This is a genomic window from Lederbergia panacisoli (genome assembly GCF_024626525.1).
Classification (GTDB): Bacteria; Bacillota; Bacilli; order Bacillales; family Bacillaceae_C; genus Lederbergia; species Lederbergia panacisoli.
Genome location: NZ_JANJGU010000007.1, coordinates 1 through 19,500 on the forward strand (window position 1 = coordinate 1; position 19,500 = coordinate 19,500).

A 19,500-nucleotide genomic window follows, 5' to 3' on the forward strand; every position below is an offset into this window, starting at 1 on the left:
AAGGAAGGGTTCGCTTTTTGACCCTTCCTTTATGCAGAGGCCTCCAAGCGAAGTGAAACGGAGCGCGGAAGTAAAAAGATACGTCAAAACTTGGCTAATTTTTGTCCATTATATTGACAGAAGTCCACTACTAAACAAAATAATAATTATCTTCCATTCTCATCTGCAAAGATAGCCATCGCATCGCACATAAATTGTGCTAATCCTTCTCCAAATTGATCAATATTTTTCGTAAATCGTTCATCATCAACATACATTTGCCCCAATCCTTTGAACGCTTCAAAAGAATAACTACCCATCGAATTTAAAAACTGAAACCATTCTTCTATTCCTTCTTGTGCTTCTTTCGAATCAGGCGCTGTATGACGTATCTCGGCAAGTTTACGATAAATTTCATTAAATCTTTCCTCAAAATCCTTCTTCTCGCCTTTTGACATATTGCCTACTTTTTGATTGGCTTTATCAACAGCTCCATCTCCCCAACGTTCACGTGCTTCTTGTTCATAAGGGTTATGGCTAAAATCAAAGCCTTCGAACTTTTCATTATTTGACATTTGAATTTCTCCTTTCATATGCTTCATCGTTTTCTCAACCGTCTCAATCATTCGATTCAGCCTACTTCGTTTCTCGAGCAACATCTTTCTGTGCATCGAGAGTGCCTCTTCCCGATTAAAAGTCGGACTACCAATAATCTCTTTAATTTTCTTTAAAGGGAAGCCAAGCTCTTTAAAAAACAGAATTTGCTGCAATGTTTCTAGGTTTTCATCAGAATATATCCGATACCCCGCATCTGTTGTTTCTTCCGGGATTAACAACCCAATTTCATTATAATGATGCAGTGCGCGTACACTAATCCCAACTAAGTCAGCCACTTCTTTTACTTTCAATTTTTGTGCCTCCCTTCATTTCTAACTATAAAGTATCACGTTACGTTGGAGTCAATGCATTTTCAAATGATTTTTTCACATCAAAAAAGCAACGCTGCATCTTGTTGGATGCGGCGTTGCTTTGGGTTATGCTATTGATTTAGGATCTACTACACTATGTTGAGTTGGTAATTGTGGCAATGGTTGCCCTGCTAATTTTAGTCCTATGCTATGTTGCGTCGGTAATTGCGGCAATGGTTGCCCTGCCAATATTAGTCCTATGCTATGTTGCGTCGGTAATTGTGGCAATGGCTGCCCTGCTAATATGGGTGTTACGCTATGTTGAGTTGGTAATTGTGGCAATGGTTGCCCTGCTAATATTGGTGTTACGCTATGTTGAGTTGGTAATTGTGGCAATGGTTGCCCTGCCAATTTTGGTGTTACACTATGTTGCGTTGGTAATTGTGGTAAAGGTTCACCAGCTAGCAGGGTCCCTACTGAACTACCTCCCCCGATTAAACCAATGACAAGAACGGAAGTAAGTATTAATTTCTTCATTATGTGATTCTCCTTGTAAAATTATTTAATTATTGAAATTATATCATTAATTTGTTAATTTTTCCAACTCGGTTTCCACGAAATTACTATATCTACTATTCTCCTGAATATTAAAAAATATGAAGTGCTTTTGTAAGATATTTTATTCCTTCCTTTTTATTATCAAAAGCTAAATAATTAGATGCTGTTTGGTAAAGAAACTCACCCAATAAGTATATAACTTCATCATTTATACATTGACGTATTCCTTTTTCACTATATATTAAAGACTCATTAAAATTATTTATACTTGCTAGTGATTGCGATAATCCATACAATGCTCTTAATCTGATCTGGGGTACTGCCAGTGAAGGAAGCATCTCTATATCCTCTAATATCCCTTTTAGCAGCGAAATGGCCTCTTCAAAATTCAAATCATCTTTTTCTATCAACGCAATAGCCATTTTAATCTCGATTTCTCTTTCAGACAGACCTTTTCTTATTGGATTTGTTAAATCTAAGGCTTCGTTTAACATCCTAACAGAAACCTTTTTATCTCTTTTTTCGGGATCAGCTAAATAATATAAACAAATGGCCTCATGCCAAAGTAGAAATTGTTGACTGGATGGAAAATTGAACAGAGGATTATTTTTTTCTCTTTGTACAATTTCATTGATAGCTTTATAGTTTAATTCTCTTCTATATTTATTGATCAACCCGCTGACTGCTGAAACGTAACTAGCAGAATCCGCCGATGTAAAATCAAAGAAGTCACTTAATTTAACATTTAATTTATTGGCCAATCTAAACAGTTGATCAATTGTCGGCACTTGTTTGTTTTTTTCCATTAAATCAAGTTCCTCAACTGAACAAATATCTTCCGCCAATTCTTCAATGGCCAGTCCTTTATTGATCCTTAACGATTGTAGGATTTCACCAATATTTACGAAATTCTCGTTCATCTATTTTACTCCTTTGTCAAAATAACTTTAACATTGAGTTCTTCAACAACATTATAGCAGTGTTTTCATTACTTTCATACTATATATACTGCATCTTTCATTTTCTTGATCAGATTTTTTTTACTATTCATCCAAGATTAATAAAGAATAATTCGCTTTTTTACAAATATATTTCATTTTTAATGAATTATAGACACGATATATACTTTTTATCATTTCTGAGTCTTAATGCCCAGTCATATATTTGACCTTAGTCCTAAACATGATAACCGAATTATTTTCTATCCCAATAAAAAAAGATGAACACCCACACTCCAGTGTATTCATCCTTTGATTAGTATTATTTATTTACGGTAATTCTTCCATTATGCGTAACAAGTTTAATCAGGTTTTCGCCTTTGCCAAATATAACATTTCGATTGGTTTGACCAAAGACATTTACCTTTCCATTGTGAACAGTTACATCAATGGTTGCATTTGTTGGTTCTTTGTCTGTTATAACTTTGATTTCCCCATTGTCAGATTGAATGTCTAAAGGGCGATCTAAATTGTTTGTTATAAGCGAAACCATTCCATTGTTTACTTTTGCGGAGATTTTCCCATCCACATCATCAAGAAGAACTTTCCCGTTGTCCGCTTTCAGATCAACAGTCGTTGCCGCTACCTTTTTCAAATCAATCATTCCATTATTCGCTTTCATTGTAACTGTTGAACTATTAATATTATTGAGTACAATACGTCCATTATCTGTTTCAATTAATAAATCTTCGGCATTTAGTTTTTCCGCCTTTATATACCCATTATTACTTTTTGCTTGTATGGATTCGTATTGTTTTTCAGGCACATACACTTTTAATGTTAAGGATGTTGCAATAAAATCAAAATTAAATAGCTTTCTTAACTTTTCCTTCAATTCTACGTTGAGAGTATCTCCTTTTACATCAGCAGAAAATGTATATTTTAAATTTTTTGCGACCTTTCCTGAAAGTTCCACAGTTGCTGTAGAATTATTTGTAGGCAAAATTTCTACTTTAGAATTGTTAGTGGTTATTGCAATGTTCGAAAAATCCTTTTCTATCAGTCTTTCATCCGAAATTTGTTCAGAATGAGTCATTGATTTAAATGTCATTACACTTCCAATAATGCCCACTAGTAAAAGAAAAAGAGCAGCAGTTGATATTATTTTAATATTATTCATTTTTTAACCCACCTTTAACAAGTCTTGCATTAAATTTTAAATAACGAACGAAGCCGTTATTAATTGATCGAGTAGCAAAGAACATTCCAATTGAGATAAATAACCCGATTCCACAAAGAAGCATTGAGACAAATAAATCGAAGTATTCAAATGTTCCAGGGAAGATGACTGTATTCACTAAGACCAACAATGGAGAAGCAACAAAAGATACTCCTACTGCCCAGCCTGCAATAATAATCGAAGCAATCGCGATAAAAGGACCGAGCACAATCACTAAATTAAAGAACCCCAAGCCTATAACTGCCCATACCGCACGAACCACATTCCCGGTTGATGCTTTAGTTTGCACTTTTTCAAGATGATGCGTTGCTAAAATTTCTTTGGCAATTTGCTGTGGAGACCCGAGTGATTCTACAATTTGTTCTTCCGTTTTTCCTTCCTCTAGCCCAATCGTAAAATGCTCTTCAAAATCTTGTAAAATATCTAATCGTTCATTTTCCCGAAGCTTTTGTAAAGACGAATCCAATATTCTCATAAATTGATATTTATTCATGATTTACCCCTTCTTTAATAAGTTGATTGACCCCGGAAGTGAATTCATTCCATTCCTGAATCAATGCATATAAATACTTTCTCCCTTTTTCAGTTAGTTTGTAATACTTGCGAGAAGGTCCTTCTGTTGATTCTTGTAAGTACGTTGTAAAAAACTCCTCTTTTGTTAACCGTCTTAAGAGCGGATAAACAGTACCTTCTGAAATGGCAATCTGATCCGAAATTTTCTGGACCAATTCATATCCATATCGATCTTGCTTATCAAGTAATGCCAGGACACAAAGCTCTAAGACACCTTTTTTAAATTGAACGTTCAATGATGAACCGCACCTCATTTCTACTTTTACTACTATATAATGTACACTACTAAACATTAAAAAATACCTTGCAAAAATAATATATCACACAGTACTGTATATTGCAATGTACTAAACAAAATAATTTAGTCTTTTTTTCCATCAAAAAACCCGCTCCTGGGACAAATTGAGCGGGGGTATGATAAAGCTAGGAAGTTGCCTGATTTAGTTCATCTTCAGCTTTAACAATATCAAGTATTTTATAATTAATATTTTCTTTTACCTTTAAGTATTCTCCCGATTCAGTTGCCTTCGTAAAGAAATAAAGGAACACTTCATATCCATCTGCCAAATACTTATCAAATGTGACGTGAATAGTATCCGGATGAATATCGGGACAACTTTTCAATAACTCTTCTATCCGCTGTACAGTTCTTTCTAATTTTTCTTTTGGAGTATCAATGGAAAGCTTTAAGGAAAATGATATTTGCCTTTTCCCCATTTTGCTCCAATTAGTGATCGGCTGATCCGCAAGTGTAGCGTTCGGTACGGTAACGAGCGCCTGCGTAAAAGTACGTACTTTCGTACTGCGGAAACTTATATCCTCCACTATCCCTTCAACACTTGGCGTTGATATCCAATCACCTATTCTAAAAGGTTTTTCGGTAATTATAATGATGCCGCCAAATAAATTGGCAAGGGCATCTTTGGCGGCAAGCGCAAAAGCAAGGCCCCCCAATCCCAGACCTGCTACAAAACCACTCACACTATAATTAAATTCTTCAGCAATAATGCTTATCGCTAAAGCTACAATAATAACTCTAATGGTCTTAGATAAAAAAGGTATTAATATATTGTCTATTTCAATATTGTACCTTTTATTCATTCTTGTAAAAAGGAGGGAGGAAGAGTCAGATAGGTTAAATAGTCCCCAAGCTACAAGCAAGATAATTGCAGATTTAATTAAACTAACAAAAAGAGGATCGCTTTGCCCAAAGTAAGGAAAATAGTAAGCGGCAATATAAATCCCAAGTATGATAAAAAAACACTGCATCGGTTTTTCAAATGCTTTCCAAATGTTTGTAAATAATTTACTTGGAACCTTACTTGTCAATTTTAAAAATAGAGTAAATACGTATTTCGCAAAAATCTTCCTCAAAAACAGGAAGAGAAATAAAATTGCAAGTGAAATTAAGATGCTTTTAAAGTTTTCATATGTATTTAGATATTCCCAAAACATTCCCATGCCCCCTAGAAAACTTTATTGAAGAAATTTTATCATAAAAAGGCCACCCTATGTAGATAGAGCGGCCGCTTTCCCTATTCAAAGATTTAATCAAACGTTTGATTAAGAAGAAAAAGCGAACATATGATCTAATCAAACGTTTGATTAGATCATATTCCTTCCGTTTGTGGCTGAACTTTCATGTTGAAAATCGGCATAATGACTAAAATTCCAAGCACGAAAAGAATTGCCGATATTTCAAATATAAGGACAATAGACGAAACTTGTTTAAGAATACCGGATAGGCTCATTGTTAAAACCATGGATCCCGTGAATAACGGACTTAATGTTCCATTTACCCTGCCAATGAACTCTGCTTTTGTACTTTGGAGGATCATCGTATTGATGCCAATTTGAATACAAGGGAAAAATAATCCTGTAAAGAATTCGGCCCCCATCGTAAGTGGAAGTGAAGATGAAAATCCAACGACGCTCATTCCAATGGCATTTGCGAACATCCCGATGACAAGCAGCCTTTGAGGAGCAACTTTTCTCGTGAACATAACAGATAAGGCTCCTCCGAGAATCATGCCGATCCCATTTGCCATTAAAAGCCATTGTAAGTTTTCCTTCGCCAATTCTAATCTTTCTGTTACGAGAAAAATGGTGAGTGGTTGAATTAAGCCGATCGCAAGCCCTGCAGCCATAAAACATAGACCAAGAAGTTTCAATTCTTTTTTTGCGAGAACATACTTAACGCCAGCTTTCATTTCCTCAAGAACACTTGTCGTACTTTTTTCTTTTTCCATACTGTGATCGGCTGGAATGAATAAAAGCATGACAGCAGAAAGTAGGAATGCCACACCTGTTATAGCAATTGAAACATCAATACCAAACTGTTGGAAAACAAATGTACCAACGACTGGACCCAACACCATAAAAATGGCAAAAATCGTTTGATAAATAGACATTGCGGACTGTATCATTTCCGGTTTTAAATGCATTTTAAATAATTTCATTCCGGATGGCTGGGAAAATTGTGATAAAATTGCAGAAATTAACGTAGCGAAAAAGATAATTTTCCAAGACCCAATCACTAATGTAATCAACACGACGAACACTGAAATGGCACTTAAAACATCACACCAAATCATTGTGAGCTTTGGTTTCCAGCGATCTGCAAAAGTTCCCCCAATAAACGAAAAAATAAAGATTGGCGCAAACTCAGCTACAGAAATCATCGATACCGCAAATGCATTTCCATTCGTTTTTTCCATTACGAATAAAAGGACCGCGAAATTCCGCACCCAAATTCCAACTTGAAGAAACAAAGCTGATAAGAATATTGCTTGAACAAAGCGATTTTTCAATAACTCCGACATATAAACCTCTTTCCAATTTCTATACGAAACTTAAATTTATCTATTATTAGACTATCTTTCCACGAAAAATGTTACAGATATTCCTTAAAAAAAACAAGATGCAATATTTCGCAGGAGGATTGTAAGTCATATCGAATATAATCTAGAGATTAATTTTTCAAAAAGGAATGAATAGATTGGATAGTATAACAAAAACAAAACTCTCTAATGAAGACATAAATCAAATAACATTTGCAGCTTTCAGACACGGCCCGAAATTCATTGAAGAACTTAAGGGCGGCTTTTTTAACTCAGCTTATTTAATCACGTTTGAAGACGATGTGAAATATGTTTTAAAGGTAGCCCATTCAAGTGATATTAAAGTGCTGCGATCCGAAAAAAGCATTATGAAATCAGAGACAAAAGTTCTTGAATTTATTGCAAATAATACTAATATCCTCACTCCAATTGTGCTCCATACTAACTTTAACAAAGATCTAATCAATCATGATTACTTTTTCATGGAGTATGTTCCCGGCAAACCCTTAGATCAACTATATGACCATCTTTCTGAGGATGATTTTTTAAAAATCAGCCATCAAGTTGGGGCATACGCCAAGCAATTTCACAGTATGAAAGGAAATGCATTTGGATACACGTTTTCCGGTCATAAAGGATATAAAAAATGGGCGGATGCATTTATTTCATTTATTGATGACTTAATTCTTGATGCACTGGATGGAGGTATTGAGCTTCCGATAAGTTTTGGAGAGTTGAGACAAGTGTTTTTGGATAAGCGTTCTATCCTAGATACCGTTGCAACTCCTAGGTTTGTGCACCGCGATTTATGGTGGGGGAATATTTTTGTTGATCCTACTACTCTACAAGTCACTGGTATTGCGGATTATGAAAGATCGCTCTACGGTGACCCTCTCCTAGACTTTATTTTCGGATTCGCTGAAGAAAACGAAGGATTCAAGAATGGATATGAAAGGGGAAGCTCGTTTTCCAAGGTTGAGCAATGTTTATTGAATCTGTACCAAATATACAACCTCCTTTTAATTATCATCGAAGCACATTATCGGAAATATCCTAATAACGAGGAAAATGAGCAGAAAGCTAGAACGATATTAATGGATGAGATTGAAAAAGCAAAGGCATGGTCATTGTAAAAAAACGTTTTGGAGATGATGACATGACATCCGCATTATATTTTGTTGCTGGAAGGTCTATCTATGAAGTGAAAAAGATTGATTCTGTTTGGAGTCTAAACGAAATGAAGGTCCCCCATGAATTTTATTGTTTAGCGGTGGATTCCCTTCGACCAGAAAGGATGTATGGCGGAACTTTTAATAATGGTCTTTGGATCAGCAATAATGGTGGGATGAAATGGGAGCCAGCAGGAGCGGGGATATTTCACGATCGAGTATTAAGTGTTGCCGTTAGCCCGACTGAAATAATCAATGGATATAGTGTAGTTTGGACAGGAACGGAACCGAGCGAACTGTTTCGTTCAGAAGATGGTGGAAAAACATGGAGTCATTTTCCCAAACTACTTGATTTGCCATCAAAACCTACTTGGCGCTTTCCGCCTCGCCCACATACCCATCATGTCCGTTTTATTCAACCGGATCTTCATGATGAGCGAAAGATTTACGTCGGAATTGAACTCGGTGGTGTGATGAAAAGTGAAGATAAAGGGATAAGTTGGGAAGACCGTAAACCAGGATCACAATATGACTGTCATACATTGACGATGAATCCACTTGCTAAGGGTCGTATTTATGAGGCAGCAGGTGGTGGATTTGCCGAATCTTTAGATGGCGGCAAAACATGGACAACGTTTAATGAAGGACTTGGTTCGGATACGTATCTTGTTGATATAGCTGTAGACCCTGCTAGTCCAGATACGATGATTGCTTCTGCAGCAAAAGGTGCATACTCTGCTTATGATCCCGAAAGGGCAAGTACCGTAATCGTGCGGCGTGAAAGTGGAAATCCTTGGGAGGTTATTAGTGATGGCTTGCCTGAACGAAATGGATCATCTATCTTTTCACTACTTTCTCACGAATCGGAGCCTGGGGTATTTTATGCTGTGAATAATCTTGGTATTTTTCAATCGACCGACGCGGGAAAGAGTTGGAAGTGCTTGCCCGTTGAATGGCCTAATTCATTAAAAAAAGAGCGAGTTCATTGGTTTGTCGCAGTATAAGTTTACTAATAGGAGATAGTTATGTATAAATGTGAGGATCGAACAAACTTATTAAATGAGATTACTAGATTTTCTAAAACGATAAGTGGTATTCAAGGTCTATTATTAGTGGGTTCCGGTTCTAAAGGTTTCAGGGATGAGTTTTCTGATCTTGATCTGCTAGTAGTTGTTAAAAATAGCGAGGATGTTGTTCATATTCAGGATCTGCTTCGGGAACATATCAAACATCATTTTCTTGTGTTAAAGGAAAAGGTATATAGACATGAAGAAGATATTTTCGTGACCTGTTTCTTTTTCGACCATTTCCTAGAGCTAGATTTAGGTGTATGGTCGAAGTCAAAGCTTAGGGCTACAAAACCACATTGGAAGGTTATTTTCGACAGTGAGAACAACGAGATTCAAAGACTGCTTAAGGAATCATTATCGTCCCGAAGTGTTTCTAATTTTAATGAAACTGTAAAGGATTCCTTAAGTTTTATTTGGCAATTTTTCCGAAGCGCAGCAGTAGCCTTGAAACGCAAGCAATACATCAAGGCATTAAAAGACATTGATTTCATCCGTGACCAAATTATCCATTTTTTATGCCTGCAAAATGGTGTTAACGATGATTTTGAAAAAAGCATAGACAAGATAGATAGTCCATTTTTATCAAAACTAAAAAGAACCTATGAAGTAAAAATGAATGATGAAAGTATCGAAAAGGTTCTTTTAGAAATGATGGATCTATATTTTGATGTAATTAGTGATGTGGGTAATCAAGATAAAAAGATGATTCAACAATTTTTATATGAAATGCTAGAGATGTAAAAGCTTTTCTCGAGCATAATCTCTTAAGGCGAGCAGCTTGGATGGATTCCATTCCCTGCCGCCTGTTTTTTGCTGCTCTTTACTTACCTTTTCTGGTGAACGATACACATTGAGAGCTTCCAGAATAAGCGGCTGAAATTCTTGGGGTAAATGAAGAAGTCCCCACTCTCCACCTTCGTCTTTACTGTGGACAGTCTGGTTGTTTTCGCTAACCAATTGAAACACGCGGCAAATATTTAAAATACTATAATATGGTGATTCTTGAATGTTATCATTTTCAAGAATCCACTCAAGATCGTCAATGACTGAATCCATAAAAGACTGCCATGGATATTGACCAAAGATCTCTTGGATTGGCTGCCCGTACAAACAAACCCCGCGCTGATTTATATATGTCAAATGTGAAGGAAGATCAGAATCCGTAACCTCTTTACTATAGTCCACCTCATTATTTAATATGCTCTCGGCCCATTGGGAGCTATAATGCAGTTCATATGGAGTTGGCACAGGTACTTGTTCTGCCACTTCTTTTGTAATGATACTTAATTCAATATCGCCTAATATCGGTCTTTTTTTTGACTCCAATGCGATAGCAGTTCCTACACGATATGCCATTTCACTTTCCAGCCTATGATCAACGACAACAATGATATCAATATCACTTTTAGGGCGATAAAAGCTCCCCATTGCCAAAGACCCGTGAAGATAAATGCCAACCAGATTATTCCCCAGCTCCTGTTTGATTTTTTCTGTCAATGTTATAACGAACAATTTTATATCTTCGTCACAGTTAGACCAAGATTGTGGACGGTTCATTTGTGTTTCTCCTTTACATATTAAAATATTACTTATCATACGAGAGTTATGAGTCCTTATCCGAGAGTTATGAGCATTATACGGGAGTATTTAAGATTATACGGGAGTATCTGGGTGTTATGCGGGAGTGACATCTCTTTTGTTTATTCAAACGTTTGATTAGGATTGGATTCTCTAAAATATACCTATACGCGAGTTATAAATCTTTATCCGGGAGTTATGCCACATTATACGGGAGTATTTAAGATTATACGAGAGTATCAATGTGTTATGCGGGAGTGACTTCTCTTTTGTTTAATCAAACGTTTGATTAGGATTGGTATTCTCTAAAATATACCTATACGCGAGTTATAAATCTTTATCCGGGAGTTATGCCACATTATACGGGAGTATTTAAGATTATACGAGAGTATCAGGATGTTATACGGGAGTAACATCTCATTTGATAAGATGGTTAAATCGCTTTCCTATAAATCTACCAATTGATCATCTGTTCACAATTTAATCAAACGTTTGATTAATAGAGAGCGCCCGCTATATCGCCTGTCGACCACTGTTTCAGTTTAATCAAACGTTTGATTAGATGTTTGTTCGGTTTAAAAATTACGATATTAATGTTTTTGTTAAATATAATGCTACATCATCATCAATTGTAATTTGGTCCCCGTAAGTCAAGAATTTCCCATTTTGAGAAATGCCTAATCCGTCCGGAATATATCCCCTTTTTACATAAAGTCTTTGGGCGGCTCCGTAATCACGAGTAAGCCCGAAACCGATCCCTATACGATCACACTTTTCACTTACGAGTCTTTCTGCTTCGTCCATAAGGGCTGTGGCAATCCCGTTTTTTTGATATTTCATTAATACATTTAAATCTACTATTTCTGGAATGCCCACAGAAAAGAACGGCTCATAATCAGATTTCCATCTAATTGTTAAGTACCCTGCAAAATGATTGTTGTACTCAGCCACAACAACTTCTCTAGTTCCTTCCTCTTGCTCTAATAAATATCTTTCATATTGCGATACGGGTTTGTTCCAACCTTGTTCTGCAAATGCCTTTGAAATCGTCCCGCAATCATCTTTCATTAAATCTCTAATTTTCACCATTGATCCATGCCCCCATTTCAATATCATTGATAAGCCTTTATATTTAACAGCGTTTCTAAATCCACTATTTCAAAGTTCATTTTTTCCAATGCTTCAATCACTAATGGAAGTGCCTTTTCTGTTTCAATTTTATCTGAGTCTGAATGCATTAATATGATATCGCCATTGCGAACATTTTCCACGACATTTTTGACGATGTTTTCCGCCTCCCTTTGTGACCAGTCGAGAGTGTCGATGGACCAGAGAACAATAGAATATCCCTGTTCTCCTGCAATGGAGACTACTTGATTATTTGTATCTCCATAAGGTGTACGCAATATCGCGGGCTTCCTTCCTACCACGGATTGAATTGCCTTACCAGCCCCTGCTAATTCGTTTTCAACGTCTACTTTTCCTAACTTTGTTAGTTCTACATGGTTATAACTATGGCTTAAAACTAAATGCCCGCTCTCATAAGCTTGCTTTACCACCTCTGGATAACGCATTACATTACTCCCTAAAAAGAAAAAACTCCCTTTTACATTGTAATCATTCAATATATGAATAATCGCAGGGGTAATCGTATCGTCAGGTCCGTCATCGAAAGTCAAAGCGACCCTCTTTTTATTTGGACCATTTAAATAAACACTTTGATGTTCTGTAGAAAAGCTTTTAATTTGAGCACGCCAAGCTTGCATACTTTTCCAAGCTTTGTCGGTTAATTGATTCGAGTTTCCTTTTATATCGAGAACGTATTGCTCAGCTTCGGCGCGAACAGGGTTATAAATTGAAATATGATCGACACTCTTAGTTTTATTGGAGAAAATTAATTTCAGCTCAATCTGCTGCTTCAATTCATACACATAAATACTGTCTTGATCATTTAATCTAATGTCTTTTGGCTGCCCTAGTTTATCTTCAACTTTTTCTATCGTTAATTCATGTAAATTAGGACCATAAGAACGCACATCATAAATTTCACCATCTTGATTAAATCCGATGACAGTCTGTTTTTCACTATAAGTCGCATAAGAACCACCTGCCACTTGGTCAACATGATCAGGCTTTCCCCACTCAGACTTCACCTGCTGGATCGAACTATCAAACACATTGAATGGTGAATGAACCACCATTCCTTTATCAGCCCATTTCATGATTCGATCTAACTCAATGGAAGAAGGGGAATCTTCTTTAGGATATAAATCAATGCTACTCTGCGGTAAATCTTCTGTCGGCAAAGATTTATTCGCATCACAAGCTGATAAAATAGTAAATATGAGTAAAAGCAGTACTAGTATTAAGCTAGCATACATATTACCGCCTCCAGATTTTTTATAGACAATGTATTCGCTATTGATTGTCTATTTCCTGCTTTATGATAGAACCCATAGCTTTTTAATTTAATTTATCCGGGAGGAAAATCATTATGCTTTAAAGAAATATTAAGAAAATAATAAACAAGAGGTGCCAATATGATAGTTAACTTTTTAGGAGCTGTATTTTTAAGAGTTAGTAACTTAGAAGATTCTATACCATTCTATTCAGATGCACTGGGTCTCAAGCTTCGCGATGTCGAACGATGGAAAGACGGCAGAGGCGCAAATTATATTATTAATGAGAATTCACCCATTCTTACGTTAATTGAAACGAAGGATAATTTGCATATATTCCAACAACCTGTATTTAATCTGAATTGCAACGACGTTTTAGGTATTTACGAGCGACTAACGAGTCAAGGATATAAGGTGGGCGAAATTAATAAATGGTCTTCTGAGATGAATGATCATATCGACTTTGATGTTTATGATCCTGATGGGAATCCAATCAATTTAATAGAATGGCGGAAGAAAAGCTACTAAAAATACATTAATGACTATTGAAAAACATTCAGGTAAAATAAGGATAAATAATCCAATAAGGAGTTGGCCCCATCATGATAATCGTCACAACTGAAAATATCTCAAATTATAAAATTAAAGAAGTTAAAGGTCCTGTTTTTGGCTTAACTGTTAGAGCGCGCGGTCTTGGTAAAGATATCGTTGCTGCTTTAAAAGGGTTAGTCGGCGGAGAAATTAATCAATATACGGAAATGTTGGAAGATGCACGAAAACAAGCAATGGATCGGATGGTTGAAAATGCAAAAGTAATGGGTGCAAATGCTATTATTATGATGCGATTTGATTCAGGCGAAATTGGTCAAAACATGAGTGAAATCGTCGCATACGGAACAGCTGTCGTTGCTGAAGAGGAATAAATAGAATGAAATGGTTTCTTGGATTTTACGGTTTGCAGATTATCGCAGCTATTATTTTAATTTTTGGTTCATGGTTTATTTGGGATCGCCGTTTTAAAACAAAGCACGGCCAAAAAGTTCCTGAGGGTTTTGTCCGCACAAAGGAAGTTTCAATTGATCCAACAACCCAAAAAAGACTGGTCGTTTATTTTAATCCCGATACCGGGGAAAGATTTTATAAGGAAGAGTAGCGTTTTTTGCATCAAAGCACATTTTTAAAAACCCTAAAAATGTGCTTTTTAATATTAATTTGGACTTACGGATTCCAAAAACTCATCTATACTCTCGGGAAATGATGGTCCTTCAACAATATCAAAATATATACCGTCTATTTCCATAGGATTATTAAAAGTAATACTCGTCAATTTTTCCCCGCCTTTATATAAATCAGCTCTATGAATCCATCCCTTTGCATCTTCATGAAGCTTTTCTTTTTTTATTATGTAACGATTCAAAAGCTTCTCGAATTCTACTAACTTCTGTTTTTCTTTAATGGTGTAAGGCGGTTTATTCCCTTTGCCATCATAAAATACGATCTTTGTAACCTCACTATACTTCAGATTTGCGACTTCGCTTATCTTTTTTTCTTTATATTGCAATACCTTATATCCGAATAAAAAAGCTCCAAAAAATGTAATGGTAAAGACGATTAATGAAATTTTTTTGACCATCCTAACCCCTCCCCAATTATAAAGACGAAAATTCTTGGGGCTATGTTACACTAACTTACACATATATAAATAACCTTGCCACTTGGACAAGGTAGAGTTTAACGCCACCAAAATTTTAGTGAACCTTTTGCATCCACTGATCGATATAGATAACCTTGCTTTGCCTATGAAAAAGGACTTTTTGCGCCTCCAACTGTCCTAATTCAATGACTTTTGATAAAGACTTTGTTTCAAAGCGGCCAATATCTTGCAAATCGATGTCAATTAATATGTCCGAATGTTCTTCGAGACAGCGATCGGTGTTTTGATCACTCGCAATATCTATATATCTATTTAATACTGAAAATAGATTTGTCGGCTGGTGAACGTGGGAGCTTTGAACCCGGACGGATGTTACCTTTTCTGCCCCCATTTCCCTTACTATATCTGCAGGATTGTTATTCAAAATATACCCGTCCACTAATATTTTGTTTCCTATTTCAACGGGTGAGAATACCCCTGGTATTGCAATACTGGCACGAATCGCAATCGCCACCTCTCCCGCATCGATAACCATCATTTTTCCTGATACTAAGTCAACACAAATAACGGCAAAAGGAATATCCAAATCCGAAAAGTGCTTACCATCAGTGAGTTTTAATAATGTTTGATAAATACGATCCCCCTTAATCCAGCCTTTACGATTAAAACCAATGTCAATATGGCGGCGGATCGACAAATCATGGAGAACACTTTTCATCTGTTCAGGATGCATTCCACTTGCAAAAAGTCCCCCAACTACTGCCCCCGCACTTGTTCCTGCGATATGAGTTATTTCTATACCTTGTTCCTTCAATTCCTTCAATACACCGATATGGGCAACACCCCTAAGAGAGCCACCCCCTAGTGAAAGTCCCGTTCTTTTCAATCGCCCCGTCCTCCCTCTCTTAATCCTGATAATTCCTTTTTTCTCTGTTTTATTTTATATAGTGTAAAAATCGTTAAAATTGCAATGATGACAATTCCGTAACCATATATTCCAAATGAACTGGAGTAATTTTTAAAAGCTTCATAATTTCCTTTTAAATAGTCTCCAAGTAGAATCATGACATATGACCAAGGATAAATACCTAAAAAGGTCAAAATTAAATATTTTACTACGTTTACTTTACTCATCCCGGCAACATATGAGATGTAATTTCCTATGCCAAATGGCCGTGATAGTGCGATGCTCCAGATTCCATATCGTTTAAAGAAGGCAGTTCCTTTCTCAAGTCCCCTTTTAAATCGTATCGGAAAATGTTGTTCAAGCTTCTGTCCAATAAAATATGGGATTAGACTAGAAATACTATAAGAGATTGCCATTCCACCAGCTAAAAAAACCGTTTGTATATAGCCCGGGGACAATACATAGCCATACGAAAGAACAACAATTAATCCTGGAAACGGCAAAGAAGAACCTTCCAAAAACATGACAATGAATAAACCTGGAATTCCTATTGTATTAAGCCATTCTAAAAATTGTTGAATCATTGGGCAGTAATCCTTCTTTCTTCATCAGCTCTCATTAAAGAATGAATAGTATTAGAAATATCATCAGGATTCCCGGTTCTTAATTCCATTAAATATGATTTTAAAGAGTCTTGAAACTCATCAAATGAATGGTTGAAAAAGCCTGTAATTTGTTCAGACAATGATTCGTTTTGTTGTAATTCAAACACGAGTCCTAGCTCTTTTAATTTCGTTAAATTGATTTCTTCTTGACCTGGCAGTGCTGAATGGATAAAGATAGGCAACCTTTTTTTCAGCGCTTCACTAATGGTTACACCGCCTGGCTTCGTCACGATAGCATCGACTTCGTCGTATAAATGATTCATTTCCTCTCTCGAACTGATATATGGGAGTGGATGGATATTACCACTATTTAACTTCTCTATTTTTCTGTATAGATGTTGATTTTTCCCACATAAAACCAAATATTCAACATTTGAATCATTCTTTTGCTGCTTCATTAAGTCCGTAATATTACCCAAACCGACACTGCCGCCTGATACAAGAATTCGGTAATTCGTATTATTCTTCTTCGTTCTTAAACTCTCTTCTATTTGTTCAGCTGTAGGTATCCCGGTTACAAATATGCAATCTTCGGAAACATCATTTTGATCTATTAGATCTTTCTTCACCTTATGATTTGGCACAAAATGATAATCTATCCCTTTTTTCCCCCATACATCATTGATGAAAAAATCTGTATACACATTGATTACAGGGGCTACACTTTCGTTCTTCATTTTTAGTTTGCTAAGTATATAGGATGGAAAACCGTGGGTACAGATGATAAGATCCGGTTTTTCCTCTAATATTATTTGCTTCATCTTTTTCATAAATAAAATTTCATAGTATTTATAAGAACGTTGTGATTTAGATGTATGTGCCATGTGACGGTATACATGAGCATATGATTTAGGAAAATAATGAATCCATTCTAGATAGACCTGTGTTACAACACTCTCTACAAGTGGATTCCACGTACTCAATAAATCTATTTTTTTACATGTAATGCTCGGGCTTCGCTTTTGTATATAGCTTGCAATAGTATCCGCAACTTGATGATGTCCTGATGGCATTCTTAACAGTGGGAAAAATAATATTTTTTTCAATACTGTTCAACCCTTTCATTGATTCCCTCTTAGCATACGAGATTTAGATGGCGGATGAACCCCACCACAGACTAATTATTTACTCAGACTTGAGGCTGATTTTTATTCTTTTTTATATTCCCTATACTTATGTAAATGACACTTATATAGACGAAAGCCTCTAGCTAACCCCTACACATAAAGAAAAACACGTACGAAAATTATGACGTTTTCGTACGTGTCAATATTATGATATGATGATGTCCTGTTCCTGCACATCAAGCCTGATTAGTTCATGATTTAATTCGTCACGTTTTCTTGCCAATCCGTCTAGCACACGCCGCACATCGTGAAGGACTTGATTTAGTTTACTTTTTGCATCAGTTATTCGAGAATGAACCATCCAATCAGAAAAAATATTATCAAAAAATAAATCCGTAAACGTGAAAATATCTTTTTTATTAATAGTGAACGATTCCGCGGCAATATTTTGAACATCCATTAATTCTGTTTCAAAATGCCGCAATGCACGCTGAGCACGATGAATCAAATCTTCAGAACTATTAATTTGCGAGTATTTAATCGCAGAGACGATTAATCCTCCACCTAGAAAGGTATCCCACATCGACATTCCTTCAGCAGAACCTAATTTATCGAGAGCTCCATCCAATGCACGAATAGCTTTACGCCCCGCTTCCTCTGCTTCGCTAATTTCGCGCAGCATTGACCGGAGAGATACACGTTCATCGGCAATTTTTTGTAATGAGCTATTTGCAATAGAATCATTTTGTCTTATCCATATTTCTTTTTCCTTTAAAAAATCGGTCCAGTCCTCATCAATATAAGTAAAATCGGGATTTTGCATCTCTTTTCGCAAATTTTCTGTTTCCATTTTAAGGTCTATCACCGTTTTTTCTGCTTCGTTATACTTTAACTCCGCCTCAGCCGCCTCGGCCATTTCTTTCTCCATCTGTTCATCCCATTTTCCTGTCCAAGCTTTAATTTTATTCGTAAACGAAAATTTCCCAAGCTTGGCAATATCTTGTTGTTCTTTCGTTAATTGCCTATATAATCTATCGCGAATTTCGCTTGCTTCAGTTAATCTTTTTTCAGCTCCATCTAAGCGGCGTTTAATACGATCACGCTCAGATCGTTTCATTGTGAGTTCCATCTGCCGACCATATATATCCTGCCTCATAGAGACACCCCCTTATATATGTTACGGTTAAATAAGATTGGAGGTTTCAAATATTTTCCTGTTATAGTGTTCAACGATTTCAGGATACAATTTCAATTCCGTTTTCCCTTTTTCACTAATAATATAAGTACCTCTCTTAACCCTTTCAAACCAACCATAATAGTTTTTGTGAAGAATTGAGAGGGTTTTATCTCCTGTTCCCAATTCGCGCAATCTCCTTGGAGAAAGTATTCCAAAACATGCAAGGCAGCATGCGATATGAATGCAGTTCTCTTTATAGGCTGTCATAATTTTTGTTTGATTGCTGCCTCCTACATTATAATCGCCATGCCTGCCTTCTATTTCTTTCACGATATTTTCCCTTTTCTTCCTGCTAACCTGCATGCTTTTATTCCGGTCAAAAGGACTTGGATCGATTTTAACCTCTGCATACGCACCTGATTTTTGAAACGACACAATTATAAGTCCTAATTCCAGTCTTCTTATTAAATAGCAAATATCTTTCCACTTTTTCGTTCTTAAGCTGAATTTTGGCCTTGGGATTGCAATATAAACCATGTCTGTAAGACGCTGTCTTTTCGTTGCCTGGATAAGAAGATCGATATTTAAGAATAATTTTAATTCAACAATTATTAAGTTTTCATCCTTTACTGCTGCCACATCGCAATGGTGTACTTCCCCGTGAACCTTATATCCTAATCTCTTAAAATACCGATGTACCGGCTCATACAAGTCTACTTCAAGTATTTTCATCATCACGCCTACTTATTGAATATTTTCTTAAATTTTAGAATTATGA

At 36.1% G+C, this 19,500-nt stretch carries 23 protein-coding genes; 6 read left to right on the forward strand and 17 right to left on the reverse strand.

Translation table 11 applies throughout. The features are described from left to right. Positions 1 to 146: 146 nt before the first annotated feature. The 8 genes from NQ185_RS11075 to NQ185_RS11110 all read right to left on the reverse strand — a co-directional run bounded on the left by NQ185_RS11075 (position 147) and on the right by NQ185_RS11110 (position 7,018). Entirely contained in the window at positions 147 to 887 is a 741-nt protein-coding gene (locus NQ185_RS11075) for a MerR family transcriptional regulator (RefSeq protein ID WP_257581842.1), read from the reverse strand. Positions 888 to 1,013: 126 nt separating this feature from the next. Next, positions 1,014 to 1,424: a hypothetical protein gene (locus tag NQ185_RS11080; protein ID WP_257581843.1), complete on the reverse strand. Its 411-nt coding sequence runs from the start codon at positions 1,422 to 1,424 to the stop codon at positions 1,014 to 1,016. Positions 1,425 to 1,534: 110 nt separating this feature from the next. Further along, on the reverse strand, positions 1,535 to 2,365 hold the full coding sequence (locus NQ185_RS11085) for a helix-turn-helix domain-containing protein (protein WP_257581844.1): 831 nt from the start codon (positions 2,363 to 2,365) through the stop codon (positions 1,535 to 1,537). A 340-nt stretch (positions 2,366 to 2,705) separates the two neighbouring features. Then, positions 2,706 to 3,563 (reverse strand): DUF4097 family beta strand repeat-containing protein, encoded by an 858-nt coding sequence (locus NQ185_RS11090; RefSeq protein WP_257581845.1) that lies wholly within the window; start codon positions 3,561 to 3,563, stop codon positions 2,706 to 2,708. Beyond that, positions 3,556 to 4,116: a DUF1700 domain-containing protein gene (locus tag NQ185_RS11095; RefSeq protein ID WP_257581847.1), complete on the reverse strand. Its 561-nt coding sequence runs from the start codon at positions 4,114 to 4,116 to the stop codon at positions 3,556 to 3,558. The genes NQ185_RS11090 and NQ185_RS11095 overlap by 8 nt, the downstream gene beginning before the upstream one ends. Continuing rightward, positions 4,109 to 4,432: a PadR family transcriptional regulator gene (locus tag NQ185_RS11100; protein WP_257582050.1), complete on the reverse strand. Its 324-nt coding sequence runs from the start codon at positions 4,430 to 4,432 to the stop codon at positions 4,109 to 4,111. Before NQ185_RS11100 ends, NQ185_RS11095 begins: the two co-directional genes overlap by 8 nt. Before the next feature lie 187 nt (positions 4,433 to 4,619). Beyond that, a complete protein-coding gene (locus tag NQ185_RS11105; RefSeq protein ID WP_257581848.1) occupies positions 4,620 to 5,651 on the reverse strand; it encodes a mechanosensitive ion channel family protein in 1,032 nt (343 codons plus the stop codon). Positions 5,652 to 5,806: 155 nt separating this feature from the next. Then, positions 5,807 to 7,018, reverse strand: a complete 1,212-nt coding sequence (locus NQ185_RS11110) for an MFS transporter (RefSeq protein WP_257581850.1) — start codon at positions 7,016 to 7,018, stop codon at positions 5,807 to 5,809. A 176-nt stretch (positions 7,019 to 7,194) separates the two neighbouring features. Between NQ185_RS11110 and NQ185_RS11115 the strand changes: the two genes are divergently transcribed. From NQ185_RS11115 to NQ185_RS11125, 3 genes are read left to right on the forward strand one after another with little or no spacing between them, the layout of a single operon-like run. Then, positions 7,195 to 8,169, forward strand: a complete 975-nt coding sequence (locus tag NQ185_RS11115; RefSeq protein ID WP_257581851.1) for a phosphotransferase family protein — start codon at positions 7,195 to 7,197, stop codon at positions 8,167 to 8,169. Positions 8,170 to 8,192: 23 nt separating this feature from the next. Further along, positions 8,193 to 9,209, forward strand: coding sequence for a WD40/YVTN/BNR-like repeat-containing protein (locus tag NQ185_RS11120; RefSeq protein WP_257581852.1), 1,017 nt, complete (start codon positions 8,193 to 8,195; stop codon positions 9,207 to 9,209). Positions 9,210 to 9,230: 21 nt separating this feature from the next. Continuing rightward, positions 9,231 to 10,016: a nucleotidyltransferase domain-containing protein gene (locus NQ185_RS11125; protein ID WP_257581854.1), complete on the forward strand. Its 786-nt coding sequence runs from the start codon at positions 9,231 to 9,233 to the stop codon at positions 10,014 to 10,016. Here the strand turns inward: NQ185_RS11125 and NQ185_RS11130 are convergent. From NQ185_RS11130 to NQ185_RS11140, 3 genes are all read right to left on the reverse strand, one after another. Next, positions 10,005 to 10,832: an aminoglycoside adenylyltransferase domain-containing protein gene (locus NQ185_RS11130; protein ID WP_257581856.1), complete on the reverse strand. Its 828-nt coding sequence runs from the start codon at positions 10,830 to 10,832 to the stop codon at positions 10,005 to 10,007. The two genes, NQ185_RS11125 and NQ185_RS11130, sit on opposite strands and share 12 nt — an antisense overlap. Before the next feature lie 603 nt (positions 10,833 to 11,435). After that, on the reverse strand, positions 11,436 to 11,942 hold the full coding sequence (locus NQ185_RS11135) for a GNAT family N-acetyltransferase (protein WP_257581858.1): 507 nt from the start codon (positions 11,940 to 11,942) through the stop codon (positions 11,436 to 11,438). A 23-nt stretch (positions 11,943 to 11,965) separates the two neighbouring features. Then, positions 11,966 to 13,234, reverse strand: a complete 1,269-nt coding sequence (locus tag NQ185_RS11140; RefSeq protein ID WP_257581859.1) for a polysaccharide deacetylase family protein — start codon at positions 13,232 to 13,234, stop codon at positions 11,966 to 11,968. A 159-nt stretch (positions 13,235 to 13,393) separates the two neighbouring features. Here NQ185_RS11140 and NQ185_RS11145 point away from each other — a divergent pair, with 159 nt between their 5' ends. The 3 genes from NQ185_RS11145 to NQ185_RS11155 all read left to right on the forward strand — a co-directional run bounded on the left by NQ185_RS11145 (position 13,394) and on the right by NQ185_RS11155 (position 14,405). Continuing rightward, complete coding sequence (locus NQ185_RS11145; protein WP_257581860.1) at positions 13,394 to 13,780, forward strand: VOC family protein; 387 nt, start codon at positions 13,394 to 13,396, stop codon at positions 13,778 to 13,780. A 74-nt stretch (positions 13,781 to 13,854) separates the two neighbouring features. Next, complete coding sequence (locus NQ185_RS11150) at positions 13,855 to 14,175, forward strand: YbjQ family protein (RefSeq protein ID WP_257581861.1); 321 nt, start codon at positions 13,855 to 13,857, stop codon at positions 14,173 to 14,175. 5 nt (positions 14,176 to 14,180) lie between these two features. Then, positions 14,181 to 14,405: a hypothetical protein gene (locus tag NQ185_RS11155; protein ID WP_257581863.1), complete on the forward strand. Its 225-nt coding sequence runs from the start codon at positions 14,181 to 14,183 to the stop codon at positions 14,403 to 14,405. A gap of 54 nt (positions 14,406 to 14,459) precedes the next feature. On the opposite strand, the gene NQ185_RS11160 is transcribed toward NQ185_RS11155, so the two are convergent. The 6 genes from NQ185_RS11160 to NQ185_RS11185 all read right to left on the reverse strand — a co-directional run bounded on the left by NQ185_RS11160 (position 14,460) and on the right by NQ185_RS11185 (position 19,454). Next, a complete protein-coding gene (locus NQ185_RS11160; protein ID WP_257581864.1) occupies positions 14,460 to 14,885 on the reverse strand; it encodes a hypothetical protein in 426 nt (141 codons plus the stop codon). A gap of 115 nt (positions 14,886 to 15,000) precedes the next feature. Then, positions 15,001 to 15,792 carry a patatin-like phospholipase family protein gene (locus NQ185_RS11165; protein WP_257581865.1) on the reverse strand — a complete coding sequence of 264 codons (792 nt, stop codon included), beginning with the start codon at positions 15,790 to 15,792 and terminating at the stop codon, positions 15,001 to 15,003. Next, on the reverse strand, positions 15,789 to 16,397 hold the full coding sequence (locus NQ185_RS11170; protein WP_257581867.1) for a DedA family protein: 609 nt from the start codon (positions 16,395 to 16,397) through the stop codon (positions 15,789 to 15,791). The genes NQ185_RS11165 and NQ185_RS11170 overlap by 4 nt, the downstream gene beginning before the upstream one ends. Next, positions 16,394 to 17,524 (reverse strand): MGDG synthase family glycosyltransferase, encoded by a 1,131-nt coding sequence (locus NQ185_RS11175; protein ID WP_257581868.1) that lies wholly within the window; start codon positions 17,522 to 17,524, stop codon positions 16,394 to 16,396. Before NQ185_RS11175 ends, NQ185_RS11170 begins: the two co-directional genes overlap by 4 nt. A gap of 226 nt (positions 17,525 to 17,750) precedes the next feature. Then, positions 17,751 to 18,701 (reverse strand): hypothetical protein, encoded by a 951-nt coding sequence (locus NQ185_RS11180; protein ID WP_257581869.1) that lies wholly within the window; start codon positions 18,699 to 18,701, stop codon positions 17,751 to 17,753. A gap of 27 nt (positions 18,702 to 18,728) precedes the next feature. Beyond that, entirely contained in the window at positions 18,729 to 19,454 is a 726-nt protein-coding gene (locus tag NQ185_RS11185) for a DUF2161 domain-containing phosphodiesterase (RefSeq protein ID WP_257581870.1), read from the reverse strand. Positions 19,455 to 19,500 lie beyond the last annotated feature (46 nt).